Genomic DNA, 16186 nt, shown 5'->3' with positions numbered 1-16186 from the left:
AAACGCTGTGGTCATAATGTGCGGGCCTTTCAGGAGGGGCACATATGAAATTAAAACAAGCGATCACGGGGGCCGTTGCATTCGCATGCATATCGACTGCCGCTCACGCTCAAACGGCCGGAAGCTTTTACGTCACGACAGGCTGGTTCCATCTTGCGCCTCAGTCCAGTAGTGATCCGTTGAAGGAGACAAATGTCGGCGGCACGCCCGTGAACATCACGGTTCCAAATACAGGCGCCAAAATCAGCTCTGCCGACACCGTTGGCTTCACTGCGGGCTACTTCATCACCGACCATATCGCCACCCAGTTCGACATTGGCGTTCCACCGACCTTCGATATCGAAGGCACTGGATCGCTCGCACAGTTCGGCAAGCTTGGCCAGGCAAAACAGTGGAGCCCCGCGCTACTGCTTAAGTACTACTTCCTCGCACCACAGTCGAAGTTCCGTCCGTACGTTGGCATCGGTGTCAGCCGTGTCTGGTTCACCGATGCGCACATCACGAACGGCACGTTCGAACAGGGCGTACTGCATGGTCCGACCACAGTCGACACGGATAGTTCGTGGGCACCTGTGTTTAATGCTGGCTTCACCTACGCGTTCACCGAACACTGGTTCGCGGGCTTCTCGATTTCGTATCTGCCGGTCAGCACCACCGCGAAGCTGAATACCGCCGCGCAAACGCCGGTCGGTACGCTCAACGTGCAATCGCAAACCAAGATTCGACTAAACCCGATCGTCACGCTGCTAAGCGTCGGCTATCGCTTCTAACCTAGGTTAGTCGAGTTTTTCGGGCTTGGACAACGCCGTCGCGCGATGCGCAACGGCGTTTTCGTTTTTGCGCAATCGCACGTCGCGATCTCGCGGCGCATGCAGTTAACCGTGCAAGCATTGTAATTTTGACGCTCCGCAGTGGCTGTCGCTGAAAATTCTGCTGCTTGTGATGGCGGCGCGCGATATCCGTCGAGTGGCAGCGGATCACACGCGTGCGTGCGGCGATGTGTCGCGCGTGTGACGCCGGCCTCGTCATCTGATGATCGTTTGTCCCGCGCGGCAGCATGCGATACGCTGCACTTCGCCGTACGCGCAACGACTTCGCGCGCCAGGCACCGAAGTTGCGTCGGGTTGAATTTACCGCTTTACCGCATCAGGCAGCGGAGACATCCATCAAACCATCATCGGAGCGACCATGACTGCACTACCGAATACGCGAGATGCGATTGGCGAATCCTGGACGACGACCGGGCGTCGTGCGCGCCGTATTGCGCGTCACAGCCGCCACGCTGCGGAAGACATCGCGAGCGAGCTGCGCACGCTGATTGCCGAACTTGAAACCACACTCGGCGACGGCACCCAGGCCGACGCGGCCGCGCTGCGCAACCAGGTGCGCAAGCGCCTGGACGATGCGCGTGAGCGACTCAACGACACGCGCACGGTGATGCGCGAGCGCGCGCAAGACGCGTTAGCCGGTGCGGACGACTACGTGCATGAAAACCCATGGCGGACCATCGCGGTCGTTGCCGCGCTTGCGGTGGTTGCCGGAGCGCTGCTGTCGCATCGACATTGATGCCGATGCGCTGACATTACTTGCGTGACGCGCCGGATGTTGAGCGGGATGGGCTTGGCGTCCGGCTTGCGAGTTCTTCCGGACCGCTCGTCGCGATGTGTCGGGCGCGGCACACTCGCGCGCTGCGTCGGGCGCGCCGCCGTGCTGTTGACGTTTGTCGATGCGCGCTGGCGCGTGCCGTTGACGTGTTGGCGCGTATTGCATCGCCGCTGTACGCTGCTCCGCTACTGCGCTGTTGCGCGCCAGCGCGCGTCAATTGTCATCGACGACAAACAGCCGCCGATACTCCTTCAGCGCATAGCGGTCGGTCATGCCCGCGATGTAATGCGCGATGAGACGGGCTTGCACCTGCGGGTCCGCCGATTGGTAATTCGGCGGCAGCAGCCGCGCATCTTCGCTGAATGCGTTGAACAGGCCCGTTACGACGCGGCGCGCCTTGTTGGCCATGCGCATCACGCGGTAGTGCCGGTACAGGTTCTTGAACAGGAAGCGCTTGAGCACCGTCGCTTGAGCGGACACCGCTTCGCTGTGCGCGACGAGCGGCGGCGCTGCGCGCACGTCGTCGAGTGAGCGTGGCGCATGCCGCATCAGGTTGCGCATTGTCGTATCGATCAGATCGACGATCAACGTGTTGATGATGCGCCGCACGGTCTCGTGAACTAGCCGACGCCCTTCGATTTGCGGATATTCAGCGCGTGCCGCATCGTAGTGCACGCGCCATAGCTCGACATCGGCGAGCTGTTCGAACGTGATCAACCCGGAACGCAGCCCATCGTCGACGTCGTGGTTGTTATAGGCGATTTCGTCTGCGAGATTGGCGATCTGCGCTTCGATCGACGGTTGCCGCCCTTGCAGGAAGCGCTCGCCGAGCGCGCCGAGCCGCCGCGCGTTTTCCCGAGAACAGTGCTTCAGGATACCTTCGCGCGTTTCGAAGCAGAGGTTCAGGCCATTGAACGCGCCGTAGTGCTCTTCCAGTTCGTCGACCACCGCGAGGCTTTGCAGATTGTGCTCGAAGCCGCCGTGATCGCGCATGCAGTCGTTGAGCGCGTCCTGCCCCGCGTGACCGAAAGGCGTGTGGCCAAGGTCGTGTGCGAGCGAGATCGCTTCGACCAGGTCCTCGTTCACGCGCAAGTTGCGCGCAACCGACCTCGCAATCTGTGCGACTTCGAGACTATGCGTGAGCCGCGTGCGGAACAGGTCGCCTTCATGATTGACGAATACCTGCGTCTTGTACTCGAGCCGCCGGAATGCGGTTGAGTGGACGATGCGGTCGCGATCCCTCTGAAACTCGGTGCGCGCGCTCGGCGGCGCTTCGGGATGGCGGCGGCCGCGGGACTGCGCGGAATGCGCGGCATACGGTGCAAGGTGCGCGTCGAGCGCGGCGACCGATGGCAGCGTCACCGCGTGTCGCGGCGCAGTGTCGGACACATGAAGCGCTTCGAGCGGATTGTCGCTGAGTTTTTCGGTCACCGGCCTCTCCGGAATCCAGGGCAAACGGCTGTGCAATCGTTGACGTACGCGACGGCGTGCTCAAAACCGTGCGCCCTGTGTTGTCGACGGGTAGGCGCACACGTCGATGTACCGTCGGCCGGCGCGCGGCGCGTTCGGCGCTTAGACGCTTGCTGCGAGCGTCGCGTTCACTGCGTCGTCGGGCGCACGCGTGATCAGCGTCTCGCCAAAACGTTTGAGCAGGATGAATTTAATCTCGCCGGCTTCCGCTTTCTTGTCGACACGCATCAAATCCACGTAACGAGCGGCGCCGAGCGCCGGCGCGCGTGTCGGCAAATGCGCAGCCTTGACGAGCGCAACGAGGCGCGCGCGCGCAGCGTCGTCGAGATGACCCAGCCGCACCGACAGATCCGCGGCCATCACCATCCCGCAACCGACCGCCTCGCCGTGCAGCCATTCGCCATAGCCAAGGCCCGCTTCGATTGCATGGCCAAACGTATGGCCGAAGTTGAGAATCGCACGAAGACCGCCTTCGCGTTCGTCCGCCGCGACGACCGACGCCTTGATCTCGCACGACCGCTTGACCGCTTCCGCAAGCGCCAGCGGCTCGCAGCGATTCAATGCGTCGATATTCGCTTCGATCCAGTCGAAGAAGGACGCGTCGGCAATCGCGCCTGTCTTGATCACTTCGGCGATGCCGGCTGCCAGTTCGCGCGGCGGCAGCGTGCGCAGCGCGCCGATATCGGCGATCACCGCTTGCGGCTGATAGAACGCGCCGATCATGTTCTTGCCAAGCGGATGGTTGATGCCCGTCTTGCCGCCCACCGACGAATCGACCTGCGACAGCAGCGTGGTCGGCACCTGGATAAACGGCACGCCACGCATGTAGCTCGCGGCAGCAAATCCGGTCATGTCGCCGATCACGCCGCCGCCGAGCGCGATCAGCGTGGTTTTGCGATCCGCGCGCGCGCCGAGCAGCGCGTCGAAGATCAGGTTCAGGGTTTCCCAGTTCTTATAGGCTTCGCCATCCGGCAGCACGACGGTCGACACGTTCTTGCCGAGCGGCGCCAGCGCGCGACGCAGCGCATCGCCGTACAGCGGCTCGACCGTCGTGTTCGTGACGATCGTGACCGATGAGCCCGCGATATGCGGCGCGAACAGATCAGCTTTGCCGATCAGATCGGCGCCGATATGAATCGGATAGGCGCGTTCGCCCAGATCGACGTTAACGGTAATCATGGAAGTGCTCATGCTCGCAATTATGACTCAGCGGGTTTGCCGACGCCCGCCATCTCGAGCTGCATCAGCACCATGTTGACGAGGCCGTTAACCGACGGACGTCCGGTTTCAATCACGAAGTGCGCGCATTCGCGGTAAAGCGGGTCCCGCACTTCATACAATGCTTCGAGCTTCGCTTTGGGGTCTTCAGTTTGCAGCAGCGGGCGATTCTTGTCGCGCCGGGTACGCAGCCACAAATCGTGCGGATTCGCGCGCAGATAGACGACCAGCCCGCGATTGCGCAACGCATCGCGATTTTCGGGCCGCAGGATCGCGCCGCCACCGGTCGCGAGCACGATGCCTGAGCGGCCGGTCAGCTCTTCGATGACCTGCACTTCGCGTTCGCGGAACCCCGATTCGCCTTCGAGCTCGAAAATGACCGGAATGCGGGCGCCCGTGCGTGCCTCGATCTCATGATCGGAATCGAAGAACGGACGATCGAGCCGCCGCGCCACGGCGCGGCCCACGGTCGTCTTGCCCGCTCCCATGAGCCCTACGAAAAAAACATTGGCGTGTGCGTCCCGCGCTTGCAACGGTGTCCTCTGGCTAATCCGGTTTGGTGTGTGGCGCAGCTTACTGTCAAAGCGGCCGGCTTGTCGAGCCTGCGCCCGGCGTGGTCTTTCCCGCATCAATTCATCTGCACAACGGTCGGCGTAATGAACACGACCAGCTCGCTGCGCGCGTCGCGATGCGCGCGATGACGAAAAAGCGCACCCAAAAGCGGTATTTTGCCCAGGACCGGCACGCGAGTCACATCGTCGCGATCGTCGGTCTCATAGATGCCACCGATCGACACCGTGCCGCCGTCCTCGACCTGCACGCGCGTTTGCACGTGTTTTGTGTTGATCGCCGGCCCGGCCGCGGTCTGCTCGCCGACGCTGTCTTTCGCAACGTCGAGGTCGAGCACGACGCGGCCGTCCGGCGTGATTTGCGGCTCCACCTCGAGTTTCAGGCTCGCGCGGCGAAACTGCACACCAGACACGCCTTGTCCGACTTTGGCCTGATACGGCAGCTCCGTACCTTGCTCAACGATCGCTTTCATCCGGTCCGCGGTCACGACGCGTGGACTCGACACGATCTGCCCGCGCCCTTCCGCTTCGAGCGCACTCAACTCGAGGTTGATCAGGCGCGTTGCGCGCGCGGCGAAAAGCGTCAGGCCGGCGGTTGCCGCGTCGAATCCGGAAATCGGCCGCGCGGAAAGGTCGTGAATCGCGCCTTCGTTGCCGCCGGTCAAGCCGCGCGCCGCCCCGTCCTCACTGGTGGTCGCCATCGACAGCTTCACTCCGAGGTTGCGCGAAAAGCCCCGCTCGCCTTCGACGATGCGCGCCTCGATCATCACCTGACGGGTGGGCTGGTCGATCGCATCGATCAGCTTCGCGATTTCCGCGAGACGCGCGTGCAGATCAGTGATGAAGAGCAGATTCGTACGCGGATCGGCCATTACCGAGCCGCGCTTGGACAGTACGCGCTGGTTGCCTGATCCGGTCAGCATCTTGCGGACTTCGTCGGCGTGCGCATAGTGCAATTCGAACGCCCGGCTCGCGAGCGGTTCGAGATCGGCGCCGCGTGCGTGCGCCTCGAAACGCAGCCGTTCACGCGCTGCGAGTTCCGCAAGCGGCGCGACCCAGATTACGTTGCCGCGACGCTCCATCGCAAGCCCGTTGACGTCAAGCAGCGTATCGAACGCGGTGCGCCATGGCACCTTGTCGAGATGCAGCGTGACCGCACCGCGTGCCTTGTCGCTCGCGATGATGTTCAGTCCGGTGAATTGCGCGAACGCGTTCAGCACGGCGCCAAGCTCCGCATGCCGGAAATTCAGCGAAATCGGCCGGTCGGGCGGTAGACCGTCGGCAGCGGATGCGACCGGCGCATCAGTGAGCCTTGCCAATGGAGCAAGCGGGACCGGCGGTCCTTCCAGTGTGTCTTGCTGGCTCTCGGCGCGCGTCGGCTCGCGCGGCATTGTCGATTCGCCGCTGCCCGCTGCGATTGCCCGTGATCCATCGTCGCCGTTGAATGGCGCCACACGCTGATCAGCCGCCACGTCGACCGGCACACGTTCGTCGATTTGCGCATCCGCGGTGAACGGATTGCGCACGTCGTCGAATGAAGATGCCGTACGCAGGAGCGGCGGTAACGGCGGCGCACCATATCGCACGAGCGTGTCGTCGTCCGGCATCGACTCGGGTAACGGCGGCAGCGACGCGTGCGCTGCCGCCGTTACGATCGACGCCGCGGCCGTCGCGCACCTCAACCGGTACTTCAACCGATATCGCGCGTTCATTGCGCCGTTTCCTCAAACGTCAGCCGATGCTCGCTGCCGTCTCGTGCCGCAAGCGTGACGCCGAATCCATCGATGCGCGCAACGCTTTCGCCGCGCAGGCGCTGCCCGGCTTCAAGCATCGTTTCGCCATCGGGCGTTTCGACGAGCCCGAGGCCGCGGGCGAGATCGTATAGGAGACCGACGAGGCGAATGCCCGCGCTGTCAGCGGCTGCTACAGGTGCGTCAGGTCGCGGCGGGCGCAAGAATGGATCGTAGAGAAAGAAATCTTCGTCATCGTCGATGGCTGCATCGTCCTGTACCGCGGCGGCGGGCTGCTCGAGCGGACGTAGCGCGTCGAATACATTCAATGTCGCGCTGATTGACAGCAAACCACCGCTTGTCGGCGCGTCGCTGGCTTGTTTGACCAGCAATTCGTCTGGCACGATCAGCACCGGAAGGCTTGGTAGCGCGCGCACAAAGGCCAACACTTGCGAAAAGTGTGCAAGCGCGGTCATACGCAACGGGCGCATTGCATCGATTCCAACGCCCGTTACTGCACCCGGCTCAAGCGAGATCAATGTCATGCCGCCGCGCGCCGCGAGTTGCGACACGATGCGCACGTCGTCCGTCGAGGCGCTGCTTTCGGTCACTCTTGCCAGGCGCATTGAACTGGCTGCGCGCGCCGACGCACGCAGTGCCGGCAGTTCGCTGATTGCGCGTTGCGCGCTGTCGAAACGGCGTTGCGTGTCGTCGACTACCGTGCGCATCGCACGCTCGCCTGCGACATCCGCCGCATTCCACGCGTTGGCGCCCAACACAAACGTCGCCACCGCGATCACACTCGAGACCAGCAGCCGGCGGCGCGGGCTCGACGCACCACGCGCGATGCGCAGGTCCGCCCAGCGCCAGCGCGTTTTTCGTTGATTGGCCGCACCGAAGCGGCCCGTGATACTTGCACTCATTTGTTACCTCGCATGTCGACGCCTTGTACCGGACGTGCTGCAGCAGGCGCGGGCCTGCGTGCCGCAAGTTCACGTGAGCTGTTCCAGTAGAGGCGCGCCGAGAACCCGATCGCATCGCTGGCGTTTTCGACGGCGCCGCGCGCAGGCGTCGCGCGACGCAGATCTTTGACATCAGCGTCCTTCACTCCGCGGATCGCACCCAAACGCTTCACCCACGACGCCGGCGCCGCATGATCTGCCGCGAGCGCGAACAGTTCCGTTTCGTGGTCACGATGCCGCAGTTGCCGCACCAGCACTCGTTCGCGTGGCTCCGCAGCAAGCTCATCGAGCAGCGCCGCTAGCTGCGCGAGTGGTTCGGAGAACGTTGCCGCGTGCGCGGCGCGTGTCCGTGCATCATGGATGTCACGGGTCAGCCGGGCGTGTTCGGCAAGCGGTGCGGCCAATTGCGCGAGCGACCGCTCGAATGACACGCGCTGCGCATCGAGCCGCGCGCGATCGACGGTCTGCCAGACGGCCAGCGCAAGTACAGCGATGCACCCGAGCGCCACCGCGGCCAACGCGTCGATGACGCGGCGTCGCTGCTGGCGACGCGCGGCGCGCTGCCGGTGCGGCAGCAGATTGAATCCGCCTATCCACACCGGCCGCTCACGCCGCGCGGGACTTTCGCCGAAGCGCAACGTGAGCCACTTCATTCGTAAACCCCGCGTATCGCGAGGCCGAATGCGACCGCACACGCGGGATCGCGCAGCAATTCCTCGTCGTCGGGATGCGCGGCCTGGCCAAGCAGCGCGCACTGAAATGGCAGCACCGTGCAGCCGAGCACGTCGCCGATGTCGGCAAGCGACAACGAGACGCCGTCGAGCAAATCGATTTCGCCGGACACGAGCACCGACGCGAGTTCGTTACCGCCGCCGAGTTCGCGCAGCGCATCGGCCAGACTGCCGTGCTCGGGTGCCGGGTAGCGCATATGTGCAGCGACCTCGTCCTCAGCGATACGCCAGCCATAGACACCGTCGGTGCCGACCCAGATGGCCAGGTACTCGTCGTTCAACTCGAGTTCGATCGCCGCGGCGTAACGCATCGCCCGCAACGCGGCGTGCGGTTCGCCGTCGATCGACGTCAACGAGATGCCGGCAATCGCCGCGCATTCGATGCGCGCTTCGAGATGCTGTCGCGCAGTGGCGGCGATCGTTACCTCACCCTCGTTCAACGGCGACTCGTCGATATACCAGTCGACCGCGAGCGCATGCCGCTCGATACCGGCGATGCGTTCCACCTCGATCAGCACCGCCGGCTCGAGTACTGCCAGTGCATCGCCGCTGCCGTCCTCGCCCTTCGATAACGGCCCGCCGCGCCGCAAAAGCGGCACGAGCTGACGCAGCGGCACGCTTGCGGTGAGCGTCGCCGAACCGGGAATTGCCATCGCGCATGGCAACGACGCCACCACGCGTTCGATCTGCAAGCTGTCGAACAGCTCGTACAGCGCATGCGAAACCGCCTGCCGATCGACAATCTCGGCGCCTGCCATCGCACCGGGCCGCAGCGGCATCGACGCGACGCACTCGATCCGCAGCGTGTCGTCACCGCGCGGGCGCCGGCTCAGCACTACGAGCCGCACGGCCCGCGGACTCACGTCGATGCCTGCCGCGAACCGGCGCATCGCCATTTGCAACGAAGTTTTCAATGCCATCTTGCCTCCCTTTCACCAACCCGCGGACAACCCATTCGAACGCGGACAACGGAGAGGATTGTGCTCAGACCATCCGTTCTGCGAAATTCGGCCGAATGGCTAACGCAAACAGAAGAAGTGCCCGGGCGCGGCTGGAGGCGCTACAGTGATGTCATTCCGTGATGTCGTTTCCGTTGCAGCTCGCGTGCGTCTGCCGCTGTCGTTGACAGCTGTCGTTGGCTGCTGTCATTGGCCGTCATCGCTGGCTGTAACGGGTGTCTCGCAATGTAAGCGCATCGAAAGCTCTCGATGTGCGCGGCTATAATCGCGGGACTGGTTTCTGGTGGTCATATGCAACAAACTTCAAGTCCTTCGTCCCCGCCGCCGGCGCCGCGCAAACGCAGGCGTCCGCTGTGGCTCACGCTTATCCTGGGTTTCGTAGGCCTTATCGTCGCGGGCATCGTGAGCGTGGCGCTCGTTCTCGGCTACGCGCTCGTCGTCGCAACGCCTAACCTGCCGTCGCTCGATGCGCTGACCGACTATCAACCGAAGGTGCCGCTGCGTATCTATACCGCCGATCACGTGCTGATCGGTGAATTCGGCGAGGAACGGCGCGACATCGTGCACATACGCGACGTGCCGGACAACCTGAAGAAGGCCGTGCTGGCCATCGAGGATGCGCGCTTCTACGATCACGGCGGCGTCGATCTGACCGGCATCCTGCGCGCGGGCTTCGTCGCGCTGACGAACGGCCACGCAACCCAGGGCGCAAGCACGATCACGATGCAGGTCGCACGCAACTTCTTTCTGTCGAGCGAGAAGACGTACACGCGCAAGGTGTACGAAATGCTGCTCGCGTACAAGATCGAGTCGAAGCTGTCGAAAGATCAGATTCTCGAGGTCTACATGAATCAGATCTACCTCGGCCAACGCGCGTACGGTTTTGCAAGCGCCGCGCGCGTGTACTTCGGCAAGGATCTGAAAGACCTCACGCTCGCTGAGTCCGCGATGCTCGCCGGGCTGCCGAAGGCGCCGTCCGCGTATAACCCGGTCGTCAATCCGAAGCGGGCGAAGGTTCGCCAAGAATACATCCTGCAACGCATGCTCGAACTGCGCTACATCACGCAGCAGCAGTACGACGATGCGGTGCGCCAGCCGCTCGTCGTCAAGGGCGCCGGCAAGGAATTCAGCGTGCATGCGGAGTACGTCGCGGAGATGGTCCGGCAGATGATGTACGCGCAATATCGCGAGGAGGCCTACACGCGTGGTCTGAACGTGGTCACCACAATCGACTCCGCCGATCAGGACGTCGCGTATCGCGCGTTGCGTAAAGGTCTGCTGGACTACGAGCGCCGGCACGGCTACCGCGGCCCGGAGGCCTTCATCGACCTGCCCGGCGACCCGGACGACCGCGAGCAGGCCATCGACGACGCGCTCCTCGAGCATCCGGACAATGGCGACATTTTCGCGGCGGTCGTGACATCGGCGAACCCGAAACAGGTGCAGGCCACACTGATCGGCGGCAACTCCGTGACGGTCAGCGGCGATGGGCTGCGCTATGCGGCGTCTGCGCTGAACGCGCGCGCACAGCCGAACCAGCGGATCAGGCCGGGGGCGATTGTGCGTGTCGTCAAGAATGCCGACGGCGACTGGTCGATCACGCAGTTGCCGCAAGTGGAGGGCGCATTTGTATCGATCGTGCCGCAGGACGGCGCGATTCGCGCGCTAGTCGGCGGGTTTGACTTCAACAAGAACAAGTTCAACCACGTGACGCAGGCATGGCGCCAGCCCGGTTCGAGCTTCAAGCCATTCATCTATTCGGCGTCGCTCGAGAAAGGTCTCGGACCCGCAACCATCATCAACGATGCACCGCTCTTTTTCAGCGCGGCCGAGACCGGTGGCCAGGCGTGGGAACCGAAAAACTACGGCGGCGGCTTCGACGGCCCGATGACGATGCGCACCGCGCTGCAAAAGTCCAAGAACATGGTGTCGATTCGCATCCTGAACCACATCGGCACTAAATACGCACAGCGTTACATCACGCAATTCGGCTTCGACGCAGATCGCCACCCCGCATATCTGCCGATGGCGCTCGGCGCGGGCCTCGTCACGCCGTTGCAGATGGCGGGCGCGTACTCGGTGTTCGCGAATGGTGGCTACCGGATCAACCCCTATCTGATCGCGGAAGTCACCGATCAGCGCGGCGTCGTTGTCGCGCACGCGCAGCCGCTCGTTGCCGGACAAAGCGCGCCGCACGCGATCGATCCGCGCAATGCGTATGTGATGAACAGCCTGCTGCAAAGCGTCGCGCAACGCGGCACTGGCGCGAAATCGAACGTATTGAAGCGCACCGACCTGTCGGGGAAAACCGGCACCACCAACGACTCACGCGACGCGTGGTTCGCCGGCTACCAGCACACGCTCACCGCGATCGCATGGATCGGCTACGACAACCCGCGCAGCCTCGGCGACAAGGAAACCGGCGGCGGGCTCGCACTGCCGGTGTGGATCGACTACATGGGCCGCGCGCTCAAAGGCGTGCCCGAATACAAGATGCCGATGCCCAGTGGCGTCGTTACGATCGGCGATGAGTTGTATCTCGATGGCTTTACGCCGGGCAACGGCTTCGTCGCGGCGGTCGGTGTTTCGCTGCCGCAGCCGGGCGAGGAAGCGAGCGGCACGCAAGGCGCGCCGGAACAGGTCGGAGAACAGGAGAAGCAGGACATCATGAACCTGTTCCGCGGGCATTAGCGAAGAATGGCGAGCGCTCGCGGCACTAGCCGGCGCTCGCCGACGCTAGCGGCAGCCGCCGGCGAAGGCGACGGCGAGCTTTAGCGCGCCATTGACGCGCATCGACGGCCGACCACACGCATGCGCAGACGCACCCACATGTGCAACCGCACACGCACCGGCGCACGCGGCCATTACATCACCGCGCCGCTTTCACCTGCGGTTCAAGGCGTAATCCGCACCGGCTCGCCCGCCTGCTGCGTCGCGTAGTCCGACAATGCGGAGAAGAACTCAGTGCCGTTACGCGTATCGCGCCATGCATCGTCGACGAAACGGAAGTGATACCCGCCCGACTTCGCGGCAATCCAGATTTCGTGCATCGGCGGCTGCAGGTTCACGATGATCTTCGTGTCGTTCGCAAATTCGAGCGTCAGCACATTGCCGCTGCGTTCGAACTCGATATCGGCGTCGGTATAGTCGAGCGCACGCTCAACCGCCGCCAGCACACCTTCTGCACGAGCCAGGTAATCAGTATCGGACATGCTAAACTCCAGCGGATTCGTTATACAGGGACTGTCATGCGAGCCGTATCCCGGATGAGCGCGATTGTAGCGGCTTTGTCCATTCTCGCAGCGGGCGCGCTCACCGGTTGCGGGCAACGCGGCCCGCTCTATCTGCCTACCGTTCCGCCGCTGCCGCCAAAACCGCAGCAACAGACGCAACCGCCGTCGCCCGAAGATGTGAAACCCAGTCCGGAAACCGCATCGTCGAGCATTCCGGACACATCGGGCGAACCGTTTGCGTTGTCGCCGGACGACACCATGCAGACGCCCGCGAGCGGCACCGCCACGCCGATGCCGCAACGTCCCGCATCCGACGTTCCTCAAGCTCAATAAGACCTTCGCATGACTCGATCAGTCTTCGCCCACGTTGACGGCGTCCTGCACGCCGAACGCGTGTCCGCCGTATCGCTCGCCGAGCGCTTCGGCACTCCGCTCTACGTCTACTCGCGCGCCGCGCTGACGGCCGCATGGCAAGCCTATGCGGGCGCATGCGCGGGTCGTCGCGCGAGCGTCCATGTCGCCGTGAAAGCGAATAGCAATCTCGCGGTGCTGAACGTGTTCGCGCGCATGAACGCCGGCTTCGACATCGTGTCGGGCGGCGAGCTCGCGCGGGTGCTAGCGGCGGGAGGCAAGGCGGAGAACACCGTCTTTTCGGGCATCGGCAAGAGCGCCGCCGAAATGCGCGACGCGCTCGTCGCGGGCGTGAAATGCTTCAACGTCGAGTCGATTCCGGAACTGGACCGCCTGAATGAGGTAGCGGGCGCGATCGGCAAGCGGGCGCCGGTGTCACTGCGCGTGAATCCGGATGTCGATGCGAAAACGCATCCGTATATCTCCACCGGCCTCAAGTCGAACAAGTTCGGTGTCGCGTTCGATGACGCGCGTGCGACCTATCGGGCGGCCGCGGCGATGCCGCACCTCGAGGTGGTCGGCATCGATTGCCACATCGGTTCGCAAATCACCGAGGTCTCGCCTTACCTCGATGCGGTCGATCGTCTACTGGAGCTCGTCGAGCAGATCGAGGCCGATGGCGTAAAGATTCGCCACATCGATGTCGGTGGCGGCCTCGGAATCACCTACGACGACGAAACGCCACCGGAAATCGACGTGTTCGTGCGCACCGTGCTCGATCGTATCGACGCGCGCGGGCACGGTCATCGGGACGTCTATTTCGAGCCCGGCCGCTCGCTCGTCGGCAACGCGGGCATCCTGTTGACGCGTGTCGAGTTCCTGAAGCCCGGCATCGAGAAGAACTTTCTGATCGTCGACGCCGCGATGAACGACCTTGCACGCCCGGCGATGTACAACGCGTACCACTCGATCGAGCCGGTGGTGGCGCGCTCCGCGCCGAAGCAGGTGTACGACGTGGTCGGTCCCGTTTGCGAAAGCGGCGACTGGCTCGGCCGCGAACGGGAACTGGCCGCGGAACCGGGCGATCTGCTTGCGATCCGCTCGGCGGGCGCGTACGGCTTCGTAATGAGCTCGAACTACAACACGCGCCCGCGTGCCGCGGAAGTAATGGTCGATGGTGACACCGTGCATCTGATTCGCGCGCGTGAAGAGGTCACGCAGCTGTTCGCCGGCGAATCGCGGTTACCTGATTGAAGCTGGGAAGGCGTGAGCGTGTGGCACGGTCACACACGCGCCACGCCGCCTATCAAACGCCCGCGGGCGCCGAGTCGATACCCGACCAGGTAAATCAGCGTCGCACCGCCTGACGCCGCTCCATTCGGCCGCGCGCCCACACAATCAGCCGCCACCCAAGCAGCGCAATCACGATCGCGCCATAGATTTTCGGCAAGATCAGATCATGCTTGCCCGCCTTCATCCACCAGAAGTGCAGAATCGCCAGCGCGGCAATCAGATAGATCGCGCGGTGCAGCATCTGCCAGCGACGGCCAAGTCTGCGCGCCATCCCCTTCGTCGATGTAACCGCCAGTGGAATCAGCAGCACGAACGCGGCAAATCCGACCGTGATAAACGGGCGCTTACCGATATCTTTCAGAATCTCGGCAACGTCGAACCATTTGTCGAACCAGAAGTACGTCGTGAAGTGCAGTGCGCCGTAGAAGAACGCATAAAGACCGACCATCCGTCGGAACCGCAGTAGCGCGTTGATACCCGTCAGCCTGCGTAACGGCGTGACAGACAGCGTGATGCAAAGAAACACCAGCGTCCACAAGCCGGTCGAGCGCGTGATGAACTCGATCGGGTTCGCGCTCAGTTGATCGGTGAAGCCGAATAGCACCAGCCGTCCGAGCGGATACAGTGCCGCGATAAACACCGCGATCCTGGCCGGTACGACCCAGCGCGGGCCGCTCGCCGCGGCCGGCCGTTTCTTCGCGCTTGCAGAGCCGACGCCGACGGCGCTGCGTGCTGCGGCGGTCGAGCGCTGCGCGCCGTCCGCGGATGCCGTTTGCGTATCGGTTGCCATCTGCGTCCCCGCCTAGAAGTACTTCTTCAGGTCCATGCCCTGATACATCGACGCGACCAGATCGCCGTAGCCGTTGAACATCAAGGTCTTGCGCTTTGGCGTGAAAAAGCCGTCTTCGCCGATGCGCCGTTCGGTCGCCTGGCTCCAGCGCGGGTGGTCGACGTTCGGGTTCACGTTCGAATAGAAGCCGTATTCGTTCGGCGCATAAGCGTTCCAGCTGGTCGGCGGCTGTTTGTCGACAAAGCGGATCTTCACCAGCGATTTCGCGCTCTTGAAGCCGTATTTCCACGGCACCACAATCCGCACCGGCGCGCCGTTCTGGTTCGGCAGCACCTCGCCGTACAGGCCCATCGTCAGCAGCGTCAGCGGATTCATCGCTTCGTCCATCCGCAGGCCTTCCGAATACGGCCAGTTCAGAATCGGGTCCGACAAGCCGGGCATTTGCGACGGGTCGTCGAGCGTGATGAATTGCACGTACTTCGCGTTGCCGGTTGGCTGCGCGCGCTTGATCAGATCCGCCAGCGGCACGCCGATCCACGGAATCACCATCGACCAGCCTTCGACGCAGCGGTGCCGGTAAACACGCTCTTCCAGCGGCGCGAGCTTTAGCAACTCATCGATATCGTAGACCTTCGGATTCTTCACCTCGCCCTCGACGCTCAACTTCCACGGGCGCGGCCGCAGCGTGCCGGCGTTGCGTGACGGGTCGGACTTGTCGGTGCCGAACTCGTAGAAGTTGTTATACGTGGTGATGTCCTTGTATGGCGTCGTCTTGTCGATCACGACGAATTTCGGGTTCGTCGTCGCGGCAAGCTTCTGCGCTTTCGGGTCCGGTGACGAGTACGTCGCGAACGCCTCGCCCGGCACCCCGATCAGACCGCCGAGCGCCGCGGCACCCGCCGCCTGCAGGATACGTCGGCGGTTCTCGAATACCCGCTGCGGCGTGATCTCGCTGCGCGGAATATCGTCGCCGGCCAGGCGTGAAGTGTCAGTACGCTTGATCCTCATGTTGCTACTCCTTGCGTGCCTCGCCGGGCGCGCTCAATGATGTTCGACGCGTGGTCTCACTGCTTCTGTTGTAGCAAACGAAACGAATTCCGAAATCATCCCGTTTGACCATAAAAAAACCGCCGGTGCATTGCACGCGGCGGTTATTTGTCGGACTCGAACGGCGGATATTACAGCTTTCCGTAACTATGCAGCCCGGACAGGAACATGTTCACGCCGAGGAATGCGAACGTCGTGACCAGCAGGCCCGTCAGCGCCCACCACGCG

General features: G+C 63.3%; 15 protein-coding genes. 5 read left to right on the top strand and 10 right to left on the bottom strand.

What is annotated here, in order from left to right:
* Positions 1–44 precede the first annotated feature (44 nt).
* Together BX592_RS27415 and BX592_RS27410 are read left to right on the top strand one after the other, a co-directional pair.
* Positions 45–770, top strand: a complete 726-nt coding sequence (locus tag BX592_RS27415) for an OmpW/AlkL family protein (protein WP_134196430.1) — start codon at positions 45–47, stop codon at positions 768–770.
* A 418-nt stretch (positions 771–1188) separates the two neighbouring features.
* Positions 1189–1566 (top strand): ElaB/YgaM/YqjD family protein, encoded by a 378-nt coding sequence (locus tag BX592_RS27410; RefSeq protein WP_134196429.1) that lies wholly within the window; start codon positions 1189–1191, stop codon positions 1564–1566.
* 252 nt (positions 1567–1818) lie between these two features.
* On the opposite strand, the gene BX592_RS27405 is transcribed toward BX592_RS27410, so the two are convergent.
* The 7 genes from BX592_RS27405 to pilM all read right to left on the bottom strand — a co-directional run bounded on the left by BX592_RS27405 (position 1819) and on the right by pilM (position 9205).
* Positions 1819–2994, bottom strand: a complete 1176-nt coding sequence (locus tag BX592_RS27405; RefSeq protein ID WP_243849758.1) for a deoxyguanosinetriphosphate triphosphohydrolase — start codon at positions 2992–2994, stop codon at positions 1819–1821.
* Positions 2995–3177: 183 nt separating this feature from the next.
* Positions 3178–4254: a 3-dehydroquinate synthase gene (gene aroB / locus BX592_RS27400; RefSeq protein ID WP_134196427.1), complete on the bottom strand. Its 1077-nt coding sequence runs from the start codon at positions 4252–4254 to the stop codon at positions 3178–3180.
* A 20-nt stretch (positions 4255–4274) separates the two neighbouring features.
* Entirely contained in the window at positions 4275–4826 is a 552-nt protein-coding gene (locus tag BX592_RS27395) for a shikimate kinase (RefSeq protein WP_134196426.1), read from the bottom strand.
* Positions 4827–4921: 95 nt separating this feature from the next.
* On the bottom strand, positions 4922–6574 hold the full coding sequence (locus tag BX592_RS27390) for a type IV pilus secretin PilQ (protein ID WP_134196425.1): 1653 nt from the start codon (positions 6572–6574) through the stop codon (positions 4922–4924).
* Positions 6571–7515: a hypothetical protein gene (locus BX592_RS27385; protein ID WP_134196424.1), complete on the bottom strand. Its 945-nt coding sequence runs from the start codon at positions 7513–7515 to the stop codon at positions 6571–6573. The genes BX592_RS27390 and BX592_RS27385 overlap by 4 nt, the downstream gene beginning before the upstream one ends.
* Complete coding sequence (locus BX592_RS27380; protein WP_134196423.1) at positions 7512–8207, bottom strand: fimbrial assembly protein; 696 nt, start codon at positions 8205–8207, stop codon at positions 7512–7514. The genes BX592_RS27385 and BX592_RS27380 overlap by 4 nt, the downstream gene beginning before the upstream one ends.
* Positions 8204–9205 carry a type IV pilus biogenesis protein PilM gene (gene pilM / locus BX592_RS27375; RefSeq protein ID WP_134196422.1) on the bottom strand — a complete coding sequence of 334 codons (1002 nt, stop codon included), beginning with the start codon at positions 9203–9205 and terminating at the stop codon, positions 8204–8206. Before pilM ends, BX592_RS27380 begins: the two co-directional genes overlap by 4 nt.
* 330 nt (positions 9206–9535) lie before the next feature.
* On the opposite strand from pilM, the gene BX592_RS27370 reads away from it, so the two are divergent.
* Positions 9536–11935, top strand: a complete 2400-nt coding sequence (locus BX592_RS27370) for a penicillin-binding protein 1A (protein ID WP_134196421.1) — start codon at positions 9536–9538, stop codon at positions 11933–11935.
* Positions 11936–12138: 203 nt separating this feature from the next.
* Here the strand turns inward: BX592_RS27370 and cyaY are convergent, their stop codons facing one another.
* Positions 12139–12456: an iron donor protein CyaY gene (cyaY, locus tag BX592_RS27365; RefSeq protein WP_134196420.1), complete on the bottom strand. Its 318-nt coding sequence runs from the start codon at positions 12454–12456 to the stop codon at positions 12139–12141.
* Between the two features lie 36 nt (positions 12457–12492).
* Between cyaY and lptM the strand changes: the two genes are divergently transcribed.
* Both lptM and lysA read left to right on the top strand, forming a co-directional pair.
* Complete coding sequence (gene lptM, locus BX592_RS27360; protein ID WP_134196419.1) at positions 12493–12810, top strand: LPS translocon maturation chaperone LptM; 318 nt, start codon at positions 12493–12495, stop codon at positions 12808–12810.
* 9 nt (positions 12811–12819) lie between these two features.
* The gene (gene lysA / locus BX592_RS27355) at positions 12820–14082 is read left to right on the top strand and encodes a diaminopimelate decarboxylase (protein ID WP_134196418.1); all 1263 of its coding nucleotides are present in this window, start codon (positions 12820–12822) and stop codon (positions 14080–14082) included.
* Between the two features lie 94 nt (positions 14083–14176).
* Here lysA and msrQ read toward each other — a convergent pair whose 3' ends face one another.
* Positions 14177–14911 carry a protein-methionine-sulfoxide reductase heme-binding subunit MsrQ gene (msrQ, locus tag BX592_RS27350; protein ID WP_134196417.1) on the bottom strand — a complete coding sequence of 245 codons (735 nt, stop codon included), beginning with the start codon at positions 14909–14911 and terminating at the stop codon, positions 14177–14179.
* Between the two features lie 12 nt (positions 14912–14923).
* Positions 14924–15919 carry a protein-methionine-sulfoxide reductase catalytic subunit MsrP gene (gene msrP, locus BX592_RS27345; protein ID WP_134196416.1) on the bottom strand — a complete coding sequence of 332 codons (996 nt, stop codon included), beginning with the start codon at positions 15917–15919 and terminating at the stop codon, positions 14924–14926.
* Positions 15920–16186: the final 267 nt, after the last annotated feature.

This window comes from Paraburkholderia rhizosphaerae, from assembly GCF_004366595.1.
GTDB classification, from domain to species: domain Bacteria; phylum Pseudomonadota; class Gammaproteobacteria; order Burkholderiales; family Burkholderiaceae; genus Paraburkholderia; species Paraburkholderia rhizosphaerae.
This window is presented reverse-complemented; position numbering and strand designations above follow the sequence as displayed.